This is a genomic window from Candidatus Neptunochlamydia vexilliferae, from assembly GCF_015356785.1.
GTDB lineage: Bacteria > Chlamydiota > Chlamydiia > Chlamydiales > Simkaniaceae > Neptunichlamydia > Neptunichlamydia vexilliferae.
In genome coordinates this window covers 1-17755 of record NZ_JAAEJV010000013.1, presented here as the reverse complement: position 1 = coordinate 17755, position 17755 = coordinate 1, and the positions used below count along the sequence as shown (strand labels likewise).

At 40.7% G+C, this 17755-nt stretch carries 6 protein-coding genes; 5 read left to right on the top strand and 1 reads right to left on the bottom strand.

Features of this window, described 5'->3' with window-relative positions:
- Nucleotides 1-9 precede the first annotated feature (9 nt).
- From NEPTK9_RS03645 to NEPTK9_RS03630, 4 genes are all read left to right on the top strand, one after another.
- Nucleotides 10-4950, top strand: a complete 4941-nt coding sequence (locus tag NEPTK9_RS03645) for an NACHT domain-containing protein (RefSeq protein ID WP_194847473.1) — start codon at nucleotides 10-12, stop codon at nucleotides 4948-4950.
- 93 nt (nucleotides 4951-5043) lie between these two features.
- A complete protein-coding gene (locus tag NEPTK9_RS03640) occupies nucleotides 5044-10251 on the top strand; it encodes a hypothetical protein (protein ID WP_194847472.1) in 5208 nt (1735 codons plus the stop codon).
- A gap of 159 nt (nucleotides 10252-10410) precedes the next feature.
- Nucleotides 10411-11154: a hypothetical protein gene (locus NEPTK9_RS03635; RefSeq protein WP_194847471.1), complete on the top strand. Its 744-nt coding sequence runs from the start codon at nucleotides 10411-10413 to the stop codon at nucleotides 11152-11154.
- 296 nt (nucleotides 11155-11450) lie between these two features.
- A complete protein-coding gene (locus NEPTK9_RS03630; RefSeq protein ID WP_194847470.1) occupies nucleotides 11451-13046 on the top strand; it encodes an ATP-binding protein in 1596 nt (531 codons plus the stop codon).
- A gap of 7 nt (nucleotides 13047-13053) precedes the next feature.
- Here the strand turns inward: NEPTK9_RS03630 and NEPTK9_RS03625 are convergent, their stop codons facing one another.
- Complete coding sequence (locus NEPTK9_RS03625; RefSeq protein ID WP_194847469.1) at nucleotides 13054-13539, bottom strand: hypothetical protein; 486 nt, start codon at nucleotides 13537-13539, stop codon at nucleotides 13054-13056.
- A gap of 218 nt (nucleotides 13540-13757) precedes the next feature.
- Here NEPTK9_RS03625 and NEPTK9_RS03620 point away from each other — a divergent pair, with 218 nt between their 5' ends.
- Nucleotides 13758-17417 (top strand): U-box domain-containing protein, encoded by a 3660-nt coding sequence (locus tag NEPTK9_RS03620; RefSeq protein WP_194847468.1) that lies wholly within the window; start codon nucleotides 13758-13760, stop codon nucleotides 17415-17417.
- The last annotated feature ends 338 nt before the right edge of the window (nucleotides 17418-17755 follow it).

Below are 17755 nucleotides of genomic sequence, written 5' to 3'. Positions count from 1 at the left end.
CCTGTTCTTATGCATATTTATACAGGTAAAAGTGGTAAAAAAGTAGAGTTTACCGCCGTTGAAGAGAAAAAAGTCGGGTGCTCTATCGGAGCGATTTTTAAGAAAACAGTCCAACTACAAGACAATAAACGGTGGATGGGCAAGATGGGGAGTCCTAAAGGGCTTTTAAGGAACGATTCCAACACCTTTCGGACACGAACAAAAAAAGAGATGAACCTCGATACGATACGAGAAAAACTTGCTTACGACCTTTTTCAGGAGCTGGGAAGAGACCTCTTTGTTGTCCCTAAATCTAGACTCTCCATGCAGCCCGTCCGTAATCAATTTAACAGCTGGAACTACCTTGTAAATGATCTGATCCAAAAGGGAATTAAAGAAACGCTCCTGATTATGTCTCGCTATATGGAGGGTTACCAAGATTTTGGAAAATCATCGACTCAAGATGAAAAAGGGAATAAAATTCCCTTTATGAAGTACCTAGAAACCTATAAACGTCCTCCAGAAAAGCTCCTAACAGATAAAGGAGAGCTCGTTCCTATTCAAGGTTTAATGGGCCTACTAGCCGTGGGGCGGTGTCTAGCCGATGTGGACCTTCTTGGAGGAGGGGGGCTCAATGCAGGGTTCAAGTGGATCTATGACGAAAATAAAAAAGCTATTGGTGCAAAGACGGTAAAAATCGATCCTGGTCTAGCCTTTCTCTTTACCCATGATGACCCTAAAAACGCCTCTGAAAATTGTATTATTAATAAGAAACAAAATCTTGGAAGTGTCCATTATCGTCCCAAAGATTATAAAGATCTTCAGACCTCAACGAGTAATTATGATGCTATAATCGAATGGAAGCAGCTCACTAAGAAACAAAAAAAAGAGTTCCTTGGAGCTCTCTTAAACACCTGTCGCTACCTCCAAACAGAAGATGCTCTGAAATTTCTCATTTATCGAGATAATCTATTTTGTCACTCAGATGTTGCCCACCTTCCTGAGAATTTAGCACTTACAATGCAAAAGGAGATGAAGGAGTGGATAAATTGGCAGCTTGAAATATATGAGGTTCCCCTACAAAATTTTAAAAAACAGCACCCTGAGCAGATCCTTAGAATTAAGTACATTGACGAGTTTGGAGATATCCCCCTCCCTCTAACGAATGAAACCTATCCTATTCGAGAGCTTTTTACGACTTTAATTTTAGAAAATCAAAAAAAAGAGAAGAAAAAGTCAATAACTTCTATTGATCAGCTATTTAATGACGGGGACCGAAAGGTGTTGATTACAGGGAGAGCTGGCTCAGGTAAAAGCACCCTCTGTCGTAAAGTTGCTCATGACTGGGCCTCTGGAAGGCTCTTTAATCAACTATTCGATCAGGTTTTCTATCTTCCACTAAGAGAGGTCAATCTGCTCAAAAAACTTCCAAAAGACCCAAAAAAACTTCTCAGTTACTTAGCAACCGAACTAATTACCCTTGAATCAAAGTTGCAAAATGCTTTTTTGGAAAGTATTAATAAAAGCAAATCCACCTTAGTGATTTTTGATGGCCTTGATGAAGCTTCTGAAGAAACTTTAGGCGCGATCTCTTCTCTTGTTAATGATCCTGATCTCTATATTCTTGCTTCCTCACGATCTGAATCAAAGCACATTTTTAAAGGAAAGATTGATAAAACCTTTGAGAACATTGGCTTTTCAAAAGACCAAATCAAAACCTATGTCCATAAATTCTTTTCTACAATAGGGACCGATAAGCAAGGGGAAAAATGCCTGAAGCAGATCGAAAGCGTGCCTCAACTTATGGAACTTGCTGAAAACCCTTTACAATTACAGATGCTTTGCGCGATCTGGGTTAAAAGTACCAACAGTTCAGAGATTGGAATTTCTTTAACATCTCTATATAAAGAAATGATCGATAAAGTCCTTGATTGGCAAATAAGCCAAAAAAAACTCGAATACCTAAGTAAGAGCAAGAGAGGTGAACTTCTCAAGCAGCTTGGAAAGCTTGCCCTCGATGCGCTTAAAAGAGAGAGTCTGATCCTTCCACATAAAAGAATCGAGACCTTTCTCTCTACAGGGCTTATTCAGAAACATACGCACACACAAAAATATTCCTTCATTCACTTTACCATCCAAGAATACCTAGCTGCCTACTATTTATCCAACTGCACCCAAGAAAAGCAAGCTGAATTTCTTAACAAGTTTAAAAACCGACCCACAATGGAACGGGCGATTGTTTTCTTATGTGGTCACCTTGTTCTAAGTAACAAGGTTAAATTCGAATCATTTTTGAGATTACTCCGACCTAGTGAGAAAAAACTAGAGCTTACACGTAAGTGTTACAATGAATGTCAAGAAATTTTTTACATCAAACCTTCATTTGAGAAACAGCCGTTACTCTTAAAGCAAATAGTCCCAACACTAATCGAAAACGATCCTAAAGCCCTCATTGACCAAAAGCTCAAAAATCCCCACAAAACTCTAAACACAGATGAGAGCATTGCCCTACTATTAGAGTGTGTCCGTCAAGGAGAGTTAGAAGCTCAGAAGGCCAAAGGTAAAGATATCACCCTCTTTATCGGTAATACTGGAGCTGGCAAAAGCACCACTATCAACTACCTTTGTGGCTGCACATTAGAACTTAAACCTTATGATGAGCTCGGTATCGATGGCTTAGGTGATGCTGTTGTTGTCAAGCCTCAGAATCAAGGGGGAACTAAAGATGAAATCATGCCTATTGGTCATACCAAAATCTCGAAAACCTTCATGCCTAAAATCGAAACTCAAGATAAAAAAACCTACATGGATTGCCCTGGATTCCTAGATAACCGGGGAGCTGAAATTAATATTGCTAACGCTGTCAATATCAAAAATGCCATCAAAGCTGCCAAAAGCGCCAAAGTTGTCATCCTGATCAACTATCACACTCTCAAAGCAGGAAGAGCAAGAGGCCTATCGGAAATGCTTCAAATTGCTTATAACCTCTTTAGTAATAAGGAAACCCTTCTTAAATCAAAAGACTCTCTCCTTATTGGGGTGACTAATACCCCTGAAAATATTACACTCGACCAGTTGCGTCGTTTCATTATTAAGGATAACTCTACTCTCCAAAAGCTTCAGGACACCTTATTTACCTATGACCCTGTTGATAGAAGTATTAAAGGAGGCTGGAAAAGAGCCGAATTTCTAAACGCTATCGATGCCCTCAAGCCTGTCCCTCACCATAAAAGAATCTTCAGCACCGTTCTTACCTACGAAGACGAACATAAACTTCTCTCTATTTCAGAAATCCTTGGGAAAAAAATCGAGAAAGCTTTAGGAACTCAAGACTATAAAGAAGCCGCTCTCCAATACCAACACCTCCAATCGTTGAACATCATTGATCACCATAGCATCGAAAGGCTTCTTCAAACCCAGAAAAGAAAAATTGATACTCACGCCCAAAGATTGCTCAACACCTTTAACGAGCAGCTTCAATGGGGTAAGTTTAAAAAAGCAGAAACTTACATCGACCGTCTAAAAAAGCTTGCCACAACCTTTCCTCAGATCTCTCTGTTTGTCAAACCTAAAGCGCTTGAAAAATCGCTTTCCTACCAACGTGCGCTCCGTGATGCCCGAAGCTTAAACAATAGCTTTTATCAAGAGCTCTTTGCCAAAAACTTTGACAAAGCAGCCATCCACCTCCAATCTTTAAAAAAGCTCCTTAAGTCTTTCCCAGAACTTTCCTTCCTCATCAAACCTGAAGGCCTTCAGCAGCTCTTAGATAATTACAGGTTAGATCACAAAGAAACAGAATCTCTTAAACAATCGGTCAAGCAACTAGAAGAGTCGATTATAGAGCTGAACGCTGCAAAGGCTGAGATAGACGCAAAATACAACGCACTCCTTAAAAATCAGTCTTACACCCATAGTGCAAGGCTACAAGAAATTGAAAATACACTCAAAAAGCTCACCCAAGAAAAAGATATCCGTCTTAATAAAAAGCAGCAACAACTGGAAGTTGCCAATCAGTTCAATGATCAAGACAAGGTCAAAGAACTCGAAAAAGAGAAACAAAAAATCGAAGAGCTTTACAAAAAGCGGCTTGATAGAGCTAAGGAAGAGAGAGAAAAAACCCATATCGAAAACCAAAAATTGCTTGAGGCCCAGAAAAAAGCCTATGAGGTGCAACAACAAGAACTTCAAGACCGGATTAAGGAGCTTGAAACCCGGAAAACTGCGATCGAGAAGAAGCTTCCAGAACCTATAAATCCTCCTTCTTCCCATCCAATCAAACTCCCTGACATAAAAGAGACGACAGACGAGGCTCTGTTTGTTCCCCGTTCAGAAATTCCCTTTGCGACCTACTTCACCTCCAACTATCAGCTTTCTTTTCTCAGTGGCCCCATCCGGGTAGAGCTCTCTGAGCCCACATCTTCAAAGGTCTTCACAACCCAGGTTATCGACCCTTCAGATCAAAAAGAGATCAAGCACCTACTCAAACAGGGAGCTGTCCCCACTGTAAATAAGAGATGGGAGGATCATTACGAGGTTTCCCTAAAAGAAAATGTTTCCTCAAGCACCCCCTCTAAAAAACTAGAAGAGCTCTATAACAAGCTCTCATCGTCCAAGAGAGTCGAAGCAAAGCTCCACCTTGAACTTGCCATGTTTTGCCACCACTATGCCCACAAAAACTTCGAAGCAGCCAAAAAACACTATAACCGAGCCCAGCGTCTTGCACCCAAAAGCCCCGCCTACCTTCTCACCCATCTGACCCTCATCGATAAAAAGCAAGACCCCAAAACAGCCAATGCTCTCTACAAAGAGCTAATGAACCTATCGGAAAGCGCCCCCAAGCTTTATGCCCATGCCCTTGAGCAACGTCTCAAGTTTAGCACCAAAGGGGAGGAAGCCAGCCTAATCGCTTCCTTGGTTACCAGGAGCCTTGCTCTCGAAAAAGAGATTGATGCCCTTAAGACAAAGGATTGAGAATTATAAACCTAGCCAGCAACTATAAGATGATTTCTGGCTACCTACGTGAGCTCGCCTCTTAAAAGACTTAGTTAAAGCAGGAGAATTTCTATGAACATCAGACCTTTAACCTCATCAGATATTCCCTTTGCTGTCTATTTCACCCCCAAGTATCAGCTTTCATTTACAAACAAAGACCCCCTTAAGGTCGATCTTAAGCAATCAACCTCCTCAAAAACCTTTACAGCCGAGGTTGTTTATCCTTCCGGAAAGGAAAATTTTAGCGCCGCTAAAAAAGAGATCAAGTCCCTCCTCAAAAAGGGTGTAGTTCCAGTCATAAGCCCAAAAAGCGACGGAGGCTATGAGGTCTCTTTTAAAAAAGGCTTAAAGACTGCCCCTCAGCCTCTTCCTCTCATTAAAGAACTCATCATCCATATCAAAAAGGTCCTTAGCTCAACGGAAAAAGCTGCAAAAAAATTCCCTATTCCTCTTCCTGCCTCCCTCAACGAGAAAACCATCAAAGAAAATACCCAAATTGCCGCGACTTTCATCCAGCTCGCCCAAAATTTTTCCAGTCAAGGCGATTTCAAACAAGCCCTTAAACAATACAAACAGGCTCTCCTCTATACAGAAAGGAGTCAAGACTACGCTCCCCTTATCGACATCTACAAAAAGAACGATCAGCCTAAAAAAGCGGCATTTGTTGCCCTTGTCCATACCTACCTCAAGCACCTCGAAGCTTCCAAACCTAACGATAAAGGGAAGCAGAGCAACAGTTCGAGCCAAGCAAGCTCTTCCTCAAGCAGTAGCTCAACCACTCAAGTCTTCAATACCACCACAGGTAGAAAGCTTCCCGATATTGCGATCGGAAAGGCCGTTTGGGAAAAACACTTTGGTAAGGGGAGTATTGAGGGAGAAGAAGGAACCCTTCCCGACGATATTGAAGACATCCTAAATGCTCCGACTCCCTTCAAAGTAGAGGGCTTTAGCGGCAAGGTTCGCGATACCCATATCCTTGTTTGGATACCCGAGAGAGTTAAGGGGATTAATGTTTCTCTTAATAGTTTATCAGGATTATTTAATAGATATAGCTACTATCATGGGCCAATCGGAAGCAAAGAGGGAAACAAAAGCACTGGTAAGGCTCACTGGGTTTTAATGAGCAAGGGTTTAATTGAGGGTACAAGGAACAAAAGTTACATAGATCACAAAAAGACCATAGATATGTATGCTTGCCAAGGATATGTTATCCCAAGAGCTATTGATTTAGCAGCATCATTATTGATTTATGAAAAAGCCACTCAACAGAGATTATTACCGATTAACCCTTATACGTATGCTCGCTGCCAAGAAAAAATTACCAATAATCAACCTGTAGCGATTGGGAACTTTGGTAATCAAGGGTTTCGTGTAGATTTTAGATACGAAAATTATCCTGAGTCAAGTAAGACTCCTTGGATTAGCGAGTATCATGGGGTTGCTCTTTTAATAGACCTCTCAGATGAAAAGCAAATAAATAAAGTCAAGAGGGAAATAAGAACAGAAGCAATAGAACAAGCCTTAGAAGCCTTAGAAGCCTTTGGAGACCCAAAGATCAATGAGCTAGCCATTCGCTATTATGAAGCTACCGCACAAAACGAAAGGGCCTATAGCAAAGCGATAGCTCTTGCGAAAAACTCCAAGCCCGAAAAAGCCATCGAGTACTACCAGAAGGCTCTCAGTCTGAATCCTTCTGCAGCTGATGCCTACAAAGAGCTCAAAAAGCTTTACGATCAGCTGCCCTCTTCGCAGAGAACACAATCAAACTTCCATCTTCATTTAGCACGGTTTTGTAGTAGCTATGCCCAAAACAAATTCCAAGCTGCAAAGGATCACTATAAACAAGCTCAAAGCCTTATTCCCAATAGTTCAAGCCCCATGCTTACTCAGCTTACACTCATCGACAAAAAGAAAGAACCCAAAACCGCTGCAGTTCTCTATAAAGAGCTAATGGAGATTTCTGGGAAAAAACCAAAGCTTTATACCTATGCTCTTGAAAAACTTCTTAAACTCAACCAAAGAGGGGAGACAACAAAGCTTATTGCTTCTCTAGCATTAAGGATGGCCAAGCTTGAAACAGAGGTTAAAGCTCTTAAAAAAGAACGGAAGAAGACCCACCCCTTAAATACCGATACCCAACAAAAATTCCCTGATATTGCGATTGGAAAAGCGGTTTGGGAGAAGTATTTTGGTAAAATTGGAAAAGAGCCTCCTCTGCCTTCTAACATTGAAGAAATCTTAGACCAACCTTGTCCATTTGGTTTGGGGAAAACAGTCAGGGATTCCCACATCCTTGTTCTTATTCCAGAGACAGTCAATGGCAAAGCCCTAACATTAAATCATCTTGAGCAGATTATTAAGAGTAAAGATAAATCACCATACACTTACTCTGAAAGCAAATCACATAGAGAAAATCTTAGAAAAGAAGTATGGAACAAGCCGGCCTCCCCATCTCACTGGGTTTTAATGACGCGTACAGTTGTGCCTGACAGCTATAATAAGAATTATGAGCAGCAGAAAAAGTTTTTTGAGAGTACCCTTTATGAGCATCCCCCGGCTCTAGATGTTGCAGCTGCATCATGGGTCCATCATCTTTATACGGGTGACTATCTATATAGCGAGGTAAAAACTCGCTGTAAAGAGAAAGTCAAAAGCTTAAACTTATCTGATGTAACTGTTGGAATGTTTTCCAAAAAAGGGCTTGATATAAGAGGAAGTCGTTATACCACTTCAGATGATGGAGCAATTGCCTGGCGCAATTTAACAACAGAGGTTATTAGAAATACTGAGATCCAAAACAAGTTTTCCCATGCAGTGTTTGGCAAGAGCATATGGCAGAAGCATTTTAAAAATGTTGAGGGTGCTGAAGCTCCTCTCCCTGCTAATATTGAGGAGATTTTAAGTGCACCCGCTCCCTTTGAAGTTGAGGGGTATAGAAAAGATATTCCTACCAGCAAAACTCATATTCTTGTTTGGATTCCTGAAAAAATAAACGGAATACCGCTTTCTTTAGATACACTAGGAATGATTTTTAAAAAAAAGTATAGAAATCACGAAAAAACTTATGTAAGCCATGTAAAAACAGAGGTGGGGAGTAAAAAAGTCAACAAGCCCCATTGGGTCCTTATCAGTAAAAATGTCATTAAAGGCTCAAGGGAGAAGACCTATGATACTCAAAAACAACTTATAGGGAACTATGCATCAAAAGGATACCACCTTCCCAAAGCGGTTGACGTTGTAACAGCACTCTTCCTTATCGAAAAACAAACAGGCGAAAAGCTGCTTGCAGAAAAACCATTTACATATACGCGATGCGAAGATCTCGTCAATGCTCAAAAATGGCCCGTGGCTGTTGGTGGTTTTGGTGAGTCAATTGAGGTCTGTCACTCTTCCAAAGAGTCGACACATAAGCACAATGGAATCGTTGGCTTCAGGAACCTTTCTACACAAATTTCTAGAAATACCCTTGTCCAACAAAGGTTTCCCAACACCGTTTTTGGTAAAACCATCTGGCAGAAGCATTTCAAAAATATTGAGGGAACTGAAGCTCCTCTGCCTGCTGATATCGAGGAGATTTTAAGTGCACCCGCTCCTTTTGAAGTTGAAGGGTATAAAAAAGATGCACCTACTAGTGAAACCCATATTCTTGTTTGGATCCCTGAAAAGGTTGATGGAATCGGAATTTCTCTTAACGGATTGCAGAATTTATTTGGAAACCATAGGTTTTATAAAAGTGAAGTTGAAAAAGAGCTAGGAGAAAAAATAAATCCATCCTCTCACTGGATCCTCCTAAGTAAAAATGTTTTAGAAGGAACGAGAGAGCAAACATATTCGAATCAGAAAAAATTACTTAAATCTTATGCTTCTCAAGGATATGTCCTGCCAACAGCTCTAGATGTTACAACAGCTCTTCTCCTCCATTACAAAGAAAAAGGAAAGAAGCTTCTAAGTAGTGCTCCTAATACTTATACGCGATGTCAAGAAAGTATTAATAACAACCAGTGGCCTTTAGACGTAGGTGGCTTATCAGATAAAGGTCTCTGCATTACATATGATTATGGTGGTAGTGGAAACTTTAATTATAAACCAAACGGTATGATAGCTGCAAGAACACTTGAATCGACGCAAATTTCTAGAAATACTGAGATCCAAAAAAAGTTTTTGCATGCAGTATTTGGCAAGAGCATATGGGAAAGCCATTTCAAAAATGTTGAAGGCGCTGAACCTCCTCTACCTGCTAATATCGAAGAGATTTTAAGTGCACCCGCTCCCTTTGAAGTTGAAGGGTATAAAAAAGATGCACCTACTAGTGAAACCCATATTCTTGTTTGGATTCCTGAAAAGGTTGATGGGGTCAGCCTCTCACTGAATAACCTACAAAATCTCTTTGGGAACTATCACGGTTATAGCAAGGAAATCAAAAATGAGCATGGTTCTAAAACAACTTCTTCTGCCCACTGGATCCTTTTAAGCAGAAACATCTTAAAAGGCACACGAGGAAAAGGTTACCCTTATCAAAAGAAGGTAATGGCAGCTTACAGTTATGAGGGTTATAATCTGCCTTCATCTTTAGATATAGCAGCAGCGCTTCTTCTATACCAAAGCAAAAATAAAAAGAACCTATTTCCAAAAGGGAAAGATAACAACTTTTCAACACTAACACGGTGTTTAGAGAGCGTCACGAATAATAACTATCCAGTAGCTATTGGGAATTCCGAAGATGGCAGGCTTTACGTACACATGCATACCGACTCTTACGAAACCAGTGGCATTATAGGAGCTAAGCTATTAACTTCCAGTGGCCTTTCTATTCAACAAAGGTTTCGCGACACCGTTTTTGGCAAGAGCATATGGCAGAAGCATTTTAAAAATATTGAGGGTGCTGAAGGTCCTCTCCCTGCTAATATTGAGGAGATTCTGAAGGCTCCTACCACTTTTAAAGTTGAAGGTTATACAGAACGTGATCCCGTTCACAAAACACACCTTCTTGTTTGGGTTCCAAGAAAAGTCAATGGAGAAAACTTAACTCTTAATAACCTGCAAAACCTTTTTGGAAAATATAATTTTTATAGCGATCACGTAAAAAACTATCTTGGAAATAAAGAAGTAGCCTCTCACTGGATCCTTGTAAGCAAAGGTGTCCTAGAAGGAACACGTACCACAAATACAGCAGGACAATTGAAAATTGTAGATGCCTGTGCTTCTAAGGGCTATGCCCTACCCACAGCGCTAGATGCTGCAGTCGTAACCTTGCTCTACCAAAAAGAAAAATCTGGGTAGCACTTACTTGGAAAAGGGAAGGGTCTTGATACTTATACACGTTGTCTAGAACGAGTAAATATATCTAACAAGAAATTACCAGTAGCTGTTGGGGGATTATCAAAGGATGGACTCCAGATTCATGATCATAACGACAGGAACTTCGATATAAAAGGGGGCATGGTGGCGCGGAACTTAACAGCAGAATTTTCTAAGAATGCCGAGGTTCAGCAAAAATTTCCCAACACCGTTTTTGGCAAGAGCATATGGCAGAAGCATTTCAAAAATATCGAGGGAACAGAAGCTCTTCTACCTGATAATATTGAAGAGATTCTGAAGGCTCCGACCCTCTTTAAGGTAGGGGAACATAAAAAGGGAGACCCTGTTTACCAAACCCATATTCTTGTTTGGATTCCTGAAAGGGTAGATGGACAAGATGTTTCACTGGATGGGCTGGAGAAACTCTTTAAAAATTATAGCGCTTATGACACATATCATTTAAAACCGGAATTGGGAGGTCAAAAAATAGGAAAAGCTAAATGGATTTTAGTCACTAGAGCGCTATTGGAAGGAACACACAAAAAGGGTTATGCTGAGCAAAAAAAATTGGTGGAAAAATACGGTAAGCAAGGGTATAAACTGCCTAAGGCAGTTGATGTTACAGCAGCGCTATTTATTCATAAAAAAAGTACGGGTGAAAAACTACTTCCTAACTCTTTGACTCGATGCGAAGAACTGGTTAAAAATAATCAGATGAATATAGGCATTGGTCAATTTAATTCCAAAGGCTTATATGCCAATGTACATAACTCAAATTATGATTCTGTAGGTGTTATAGCCGTTAAAGAACTACTTCCACAGAGCTCCTCATCAAACTCTTCGTCAAGTAGTTCTTCCTCAAGCAGCAGCTCTTCTGCATACTAAAGGCCCGTCAAGAATTAAATGTTACAAGTTGACTGGCTGCGACTTTGCCAAATTAAGCTTCTTCGTCGACCTTCCCTATTGGGGCTGAGTCAAGCTGTAGCATTTATTTCTTGACGGGCCCTAAGGGTTTTAGTTTGGCTTTTGCAATTTGAGGATATACCCAAATAAGTTCAAGAATTGGTTTTTTTGACGGCGCTAAAGCAACGCAATCAAAGATTTATTTATAAAAATTTAACCGTTGCAAGCTTTGCTCTCGTATCGTAAAATAACGATAGGTCTGAAATAGAAATTGTGAAATGAAAAATTTACCTATTGGAATCCAAAGTATCCGTGAAATCCTTGAAGAGGATCAAGTTTATATCGATAAGACACTATTTGCCAAGGAGTTAATAACAACAGGCAAACACTACTTTATATCCCGCCCGAGGAGATTTGGAAAGTCTCTATTTCTCAATACATTAGGAGAAATTTTTAAAGGCAATAAGGCTCTATTTAAGAAATGTCAAATTTATCAGACCGATTATCAATGGGAAAAACATCCGGTTCTCTACTTTGATTTTTCTAGGATTTTAACCACCTCCACTGAACGGTTAGAAATAGGTCTACAAGAAGCACTAGAAGACCTTGCTGAGGTTTACGGGGTGTCTATCACAGGCTCATCTAGCCAGTCTCAGTTAGTAAGACTTGTAACAAAGCTTGCGAAAAAAAATCGGGTTGTTGTCTTAGTCGATGAATATGATCGGCCTATTATTAAGAACTTAAAATCTCCCAAAGTTGCAGAGCAAAACCGGGATTTTCTAAAAGATTTTTTTGGAGCTCTTAAAAGCTTGGATGCACACTTAAAGTTCACATGTATAACCGGTATTAGTAAATTTTCCCAAGTATCCCTTTTTTCGGCTCTTAATAACTTAAACGATATTACAATGGAGCCTAAGTATGCAGGAATCATGGGATATACCGAACAAGAACTCAGACAGGCCTTTAAGGAGTATATTGAAAAAATTGCCTATGAAAGGTCTCAGGAGGGACGTGAAATATCAGAGGAGAGAATTATCGATGAAGTCCGGAGTTGGTACAATGGCTATCGTTTTTCAAGAGGAGAGACTTGTGTTTATAATCCTTTTTCAACACTAAATTTCATGAGTAAAAGAGAACCTGCAGGCTACTGGTATAGCACAGGAACCCCTTCATTTCTTACCGATCAGCTGAAAAATCACTCCCAGTCGATAGTTTCATTAGATGGAACAACCGCAAGGGGGGATGAGCTGATGGACATCAGCTCTATAGAAAGGATTAGCTTAAAGGCCTTGATGTACCAGACAGGATACTTTACCATCCAAGACTACAATCCTCTTTCAAAGCGGTATCACTTAGGGTTCCCTAATGAAGAGGTAAGAACCGCTTTTATGGACTCTTTGGTCAGCCATTTCACAGATAATACCGATGTAAGGTCTTCAGAAAGGTTTGTCAAAGCCTTAGAGAGCTATCAATTAGGGATCCTCTTTGAGCATATCAAGGTTGGGTTTTCTAGCTTTGCCTACCAAGTCTTTGCAGGGGCAAAAGAACGAACCTATCAAGCGATGCTTCTCTCTATGCTATATGGGATGGGTTTCGACCCACTATCAGAAAGAGCAACAAATACAGGACGGATTGATCTCTTACTAGAAATGCCTAAAGCAACTTACATTTTAGAGATGAAACTCGATGGTTCTGCTGATGAAGCAATGAAGCAAATCCACCAAAAAGAGTACTACAAGCCCTATATCGGTAAGGGGAAAAAGCTTATTCTTATTGGCGCCAATTTTTCTTCGGAGGCTCGGAATGTATCCGAATGGAAGGGAGAACTTTTGTCAGAATCTGGAGAACTTGTTCGTGAGCTTTCTAAAGAATGATCCCTGTTTACCCTTCATTAGCCTTTTTCTCACTGTGGTCCTCTTCTATAGGGAAAGGGATCACTTTCCTAGGGGCAATATAAGAGATTGTCGTTTCAATTGCAGTGAGTCTATTTTCAACCTTTCCAACCCGATCTCCAAGGTGTTCGATTTTGTCATCGGTTCTTGAAAACTTAAGATCGACTTCTTTGCGGAAATCTTTGATGTCGTGGTCGACCTTCTGAAACCTAGCATCGACCTTTTCGAATCTAGCGTCGACCTTCTCGAATCTAGCGTCGACTTCTTTGCGGAAGTCTTTAATATCGCGGTCGGTCTTCTCGAACCTAGCATTCACTTCTTTGCGGAAGTCTTTCATCTCCTTAAGAGAGTCTTTAATGTCGAAATTTACACGGTCAAATTTTTTTTCAATCAGTTTGTAGACCCATGCTAAGCTGGTGATAGATGCTGTGATAAAGGCTGCTAATTGGCCCCAACTAATTGCTAGTACTTCCATAGTGACTCCTTACCCAATATTGTAACTCCTGATCGATTAGTTGGCAAGAGCTGCGAGAGTCATCAAAAGGAAAAACAATAAGTAATTAATAATCAGCTTCTCAAGGGTGATAATGGTGTGTAAGGTTTAAAAAAATCACGTTTCAATTTTTTTTTGCAAAAAAAGATATGCTATGTTAAGTTTGGTCTTTAAATATTGTTAACATCAGGAGAATTTCCATGAATATCAGACCTCTTAACTCTTCAAACATCCCTTTTGCCGTCTATTTTACCCCCAGGCACCAGCTCTCATTTATCGCTAAAGACCCTATTCAGGTCGGTCTTAAGGAGGCAGGTTCCTCAAAAACCTTTATCGCAGAGGTCATCTATCCCCCAGGCAAAGAAAAAGCCTCTGAGGTCAAAAAGGAGATTAAGGCCCTTCTTAAAAAGGGCATTGCTCCCATTGTAACCCCCAAAAGTGGTGGGGGCTATGAGGTCTCTTTTAGAAAGGGGTCAAAGGCTGTCCCTCAGGCTCTCCCTCTTATTAAAGAACTCATTGTCCATATCAAAAAGCTCCTTTTGGAAAACAATACCTACAGGAAAGATCTTTGCTGTCCCTTGACTCTTGATTTGCTCCAAGATCCTGTGATTGACAGCTGTGGTCACACCTTTGAAAGAGAAGCGATCGAAAACCATCTACAAAAAAACCAAACCTGTCCCTTAAGCCGCAAACCCCTTAAAAACGAAGATCTCCGACCCAACCTTTCAATAAAAAGCCAAGCTGAAAAAGCCGGTAAAAAATTTCCTATTCCTCTTCCCGCCCAGCTCAGTGGTTATACATTCGAGCAAGACTCTGAAGAAGCTGATGATTGCATTAAACGAGCTCAAAGACGGGCAGAAAAAAACGATCTTAAAAAAGCTGTTAAAGACTATAGGGAAGCCTTGGAGTACACAAACCTTAGCAAACATTACTTTCCTCTCATCGACATCTATAAAAAGAGCAAACAGCCCAAGGAAGCAGCATTTGTTGCCCTTATCCACACCTACCTCAAACACCTAGAAGCTTATAAACCTAACATACAGCAAAGCAATGCTGCATCAAGTAGCAGTTCTTCATCAAGCAGTAGCTCTAGTCAATCAAGTTCTTCATCGAGTAGTAGCTCAACCACTCAAGTCTCCAATAACATCATACAAAGAAAACTTCCTGATATTGCAATTGGAAGGGATGTTTGGGAAAAACACTTTGATAGTGTTGAAGGGGAGGAAGGGACGCTTCCCGACAACATTGAGGAAATCCTAAATGCTCCTACCCCTTTCCAAGTAGAAGGCTTTAGCGGCAAGGTTCGCGATACCCATATTCTCGTTTGGATCCCCGAAGCGGTCAAAGGCGTTAAGCTGACCCTCAATAACCTTCCGAAGCTTTTTGGTGGGTATAGGAACTACCACGACCATTTAAAAAGTGCAGTTGGCATAAAAGGGATCACCCCTCACTGGATCCTCATGAGCAAAAATATCCTAGATGGTACCCGAGATAAAAGCTATGACGATCAAAAGCAAGTCGTTGGGAAATATACCTCCAAAGGATACACCCTTCCCCATGCCCTAGATGCTGCAATCGCTGTCCTTCTCTACCAAAAGGATCAGAAGAATGAGTACTTGTTGCCAGAAAAGCCTAAGTTGACCTTTACGCGGTGCTTAGAGGTCGGTAAGGATGGAGCGGTGGCAGTAGGGGGGTTCGCCGCGGGCGGTCTTTATGTCAACGGCGACCATGGCAGCGGTTGTCACCACCACAGCGGTGTTCTTGGTATACGCAAGCTTAAAGAAGGCCCTCCAATCCCCGAACTTCGTTCAATAGCAATAGAACAAGCCTTAGAAGCCTTTGGGGAAGACCCAAAAATTAAAGAGCTAGCCATTCGTTATTATGAGGCTACTGCGCAAACCGAAAAGGCCTATAGCAAAGCGATAGCTCTTGCGAAAAACCCCAAGCCCGAAAAAGCCATCGAGTACTACCAAAAGGCTCTCAGCCTGAATCCTTCCGCAGCTGAAGCCTACAAGGGGCTCAAAAAGCTTTACGATCAGCTGCCCTCTTCGCAGAAAATACAAGCAAACTTTCACCTTGATCTAGCGCAGTTTTGTAGCAGCTATGCTAAAAACAAGCTCCAGCCAGCCAAGGACCAAACGAAGGAGGCCAAAAGCCTTGTTCCCAATACCGATAGCTCTTTACTTGCCCAGTTGACTCTGATCGATAAAAAGAAAGATCCCAAAAATGCAGGGGTCCTTTATAGGGAGCTGATGAATATCTCTGAGCAAAACCCCAAACTCTACACTTATGCTCTTGAAAAACTTCTTAGACTTAACATCAAAGGGGAAACAACAAAGGTTATTGCATCTTTAGCGGTAAAAATGTTTAAGTTTGAAAAAGAGGTTGCTACTCTCAAGAAAGAGGTGCAAAGGCTAAAGACTTCTCAAGTTTCTAGCAATGCCGAGATTCAAAAGAAGTTTCCCGATACTATATTTGGCAAGAGTATATGGGAAAAACACTTTAAGAGTGTTAGGGGAGTTGAGGAGCCGCTTCCCAAGGATATTGAAGAGATTCTAAATGCACCTACGCCCTTTAGTATCGAAGGGTTTACTGGTGGTAAAGTTTCTGATACCCATATTCTTATTTGGATTCCTGAGGAAGTTGGCGGTGTTAAGCTCACCCTTAATGGGTTTGATAAGCTCTTTAATAGAAGGTATTATCATGAGAATATAAAAAGAGAATTTGGGCACAAAGCTACCTCCTCAAAATGGCTTCTTATCAGCAAAAGTATTTTAAAGGGGACACGCGGCAAAAGTTATATAGATAGAAAGCAAGCTGTTTCTAAGTATGCTTCACAAGGTTATACCTTTGCTTCAGCGCTTGAGGTTGCACTTGCTGTTTCAATCTATCAGAAAGAAACAAACGAATACCTGTTGGGAGAAGGGATTTATACGCACTGTAAAGAAAAGGTAGGTAATAAATATCCTGTTATCATTGGTGGCTTTATTGATAAAGGCATCTGCGTTAGCTTTGACTATGAAAAAGATTACCAGCGTAGCGGTGCTATAGGAGTACGGAATTTAAGCAAAGAGGTTGTGGCTATTAATAGGGAGCTTCTCGTAGAAAAAAAACTTCCCAGTTTTGCTTTTAGTCCTGATAAATGGAGGGTTCACTTTGGAGAGGTAGGAAAAGCCCCTCCTCTCCCTTCAAATATTAGTGCCATTCTTAACCGCCCATGTCCTTTTTGGAAAGGAAAGGCTGTTGGGAAGGGAAAAACTATTGGAGAAACCCACCTTTTAGCATTCATTCCCAACCATATTGATGGTAAGCTTCTTACTTTAAACGCTCTTGAGGAGCATGTTAAGAGTCCTAAACAAGGGCATATAACGAAGTATCGTTATTACAGTAAACATATCAAAGATGAATTAGGTAATGTTTCCTTGGCGCCTCACTGGGCTCTTATGACAAATGCAATTATACCAAATAGTACCCATAAAAGTTATGAAGAGCAAAAACGTCTTTTGAAGTCCTATGCTCAACAAACAGGACTTCCCTACCAAATGCCTATGATGCTAGAAGCTGCTACATTAATACTTTCAGAGTATGTTCGAACAGAAAAAAGATGTTTTGGTAGTGCTGTGTGGACACGCTGCCAGGAGCGGGTAAATAATAAGCGACTGAATATAGCTGTTGGAGGCTTTGAAACAACCGGGCTGAGTATTTATGATGAATCTCATGGCAATAAAGGTCATCATGATGCATTTAATGGTGTTGCAGGTGTCTTAAGATTCTTTGATGCTCCTGAGCATCAAAGAATGAATGTTTCTATGAGTTCCGCTTCATCAAGTAGCTCGTCTTTAAATAGTAGTAGCAATTAGACTGACTGATAGGTAGGTGCTTAAGTGCTTGCCTATTAGAGCCTTTAGGAGAAATATATTTGCTTGACCCTAATATGTGATAATTTAAGAGGCAATATCCCGTTACTCAATAGAAAGGGGCGGAGCGTGGGATACGTGGAGGCCAAAAACAGAGTAGAGGTTTAAAATGAATTTTATCACCTGTTGAGCGACAATTAGGATTGCCGCTTAACGACAATTATCTTTGCCGGTAAGAAGCCCCTTGAATTAAGATCTCTTGCATGAAAGTGAGAGGTTAATATGACAGGGAAAAAGATTACAAAGCAACAGATAAGGATTTATATGGAATCTAGAAAGAA

What these genes read in the sequence shown, in the direction of transcription:
- NEPTK9_RS03630 (WP_194847470.1), top strand. Translation starts at nt 11,451, where the DNA reads ATGAAAAATTTACCTATTGGAATCCAAAGTATCCGTGAAATCCTTGAA.
- NEPTK9_RS03635 (WP_194847471.1), top strand. Translation starts at nt 10,411, where the DNA reads ATGGTGGCGCGGAACTTAACAGCAGAATTTTCTAAGAATGCCGAGGTT.
- NEPTK9_RS03620 (WP_194847468.1), top strand. Translation starts at nt 13,758, where the DNA reads ATGAATATCAGACCTCTTAACTCTTCAAACATCCCTTTTGCCGTCTAT.
- NEPTK9_RS03645 (WP_194847473.1), top strand. Translation starts at nt 10, where the DNA reads ATGCATATTTATACAGGTAAAAGTGGTAAAAAAGTAGAGTTTACCGCC.
- NEPTK9_RS03625 (WP_194847469.1), bottom strand. Translation starts at nt 13,539, where the DNA reads ATGGAAGTACTAGCAATTAGTTGGGGCCAATTAGCAGCCTTTATCACA.
- NEPTK9_RS03640 (WP_194847472.1), top strand. Translation starts at nt 5,044, where the DNA reads ATGAACATCAGACCTTTAACCTCATCAGATATTCCCTTTGCTGTCTAT.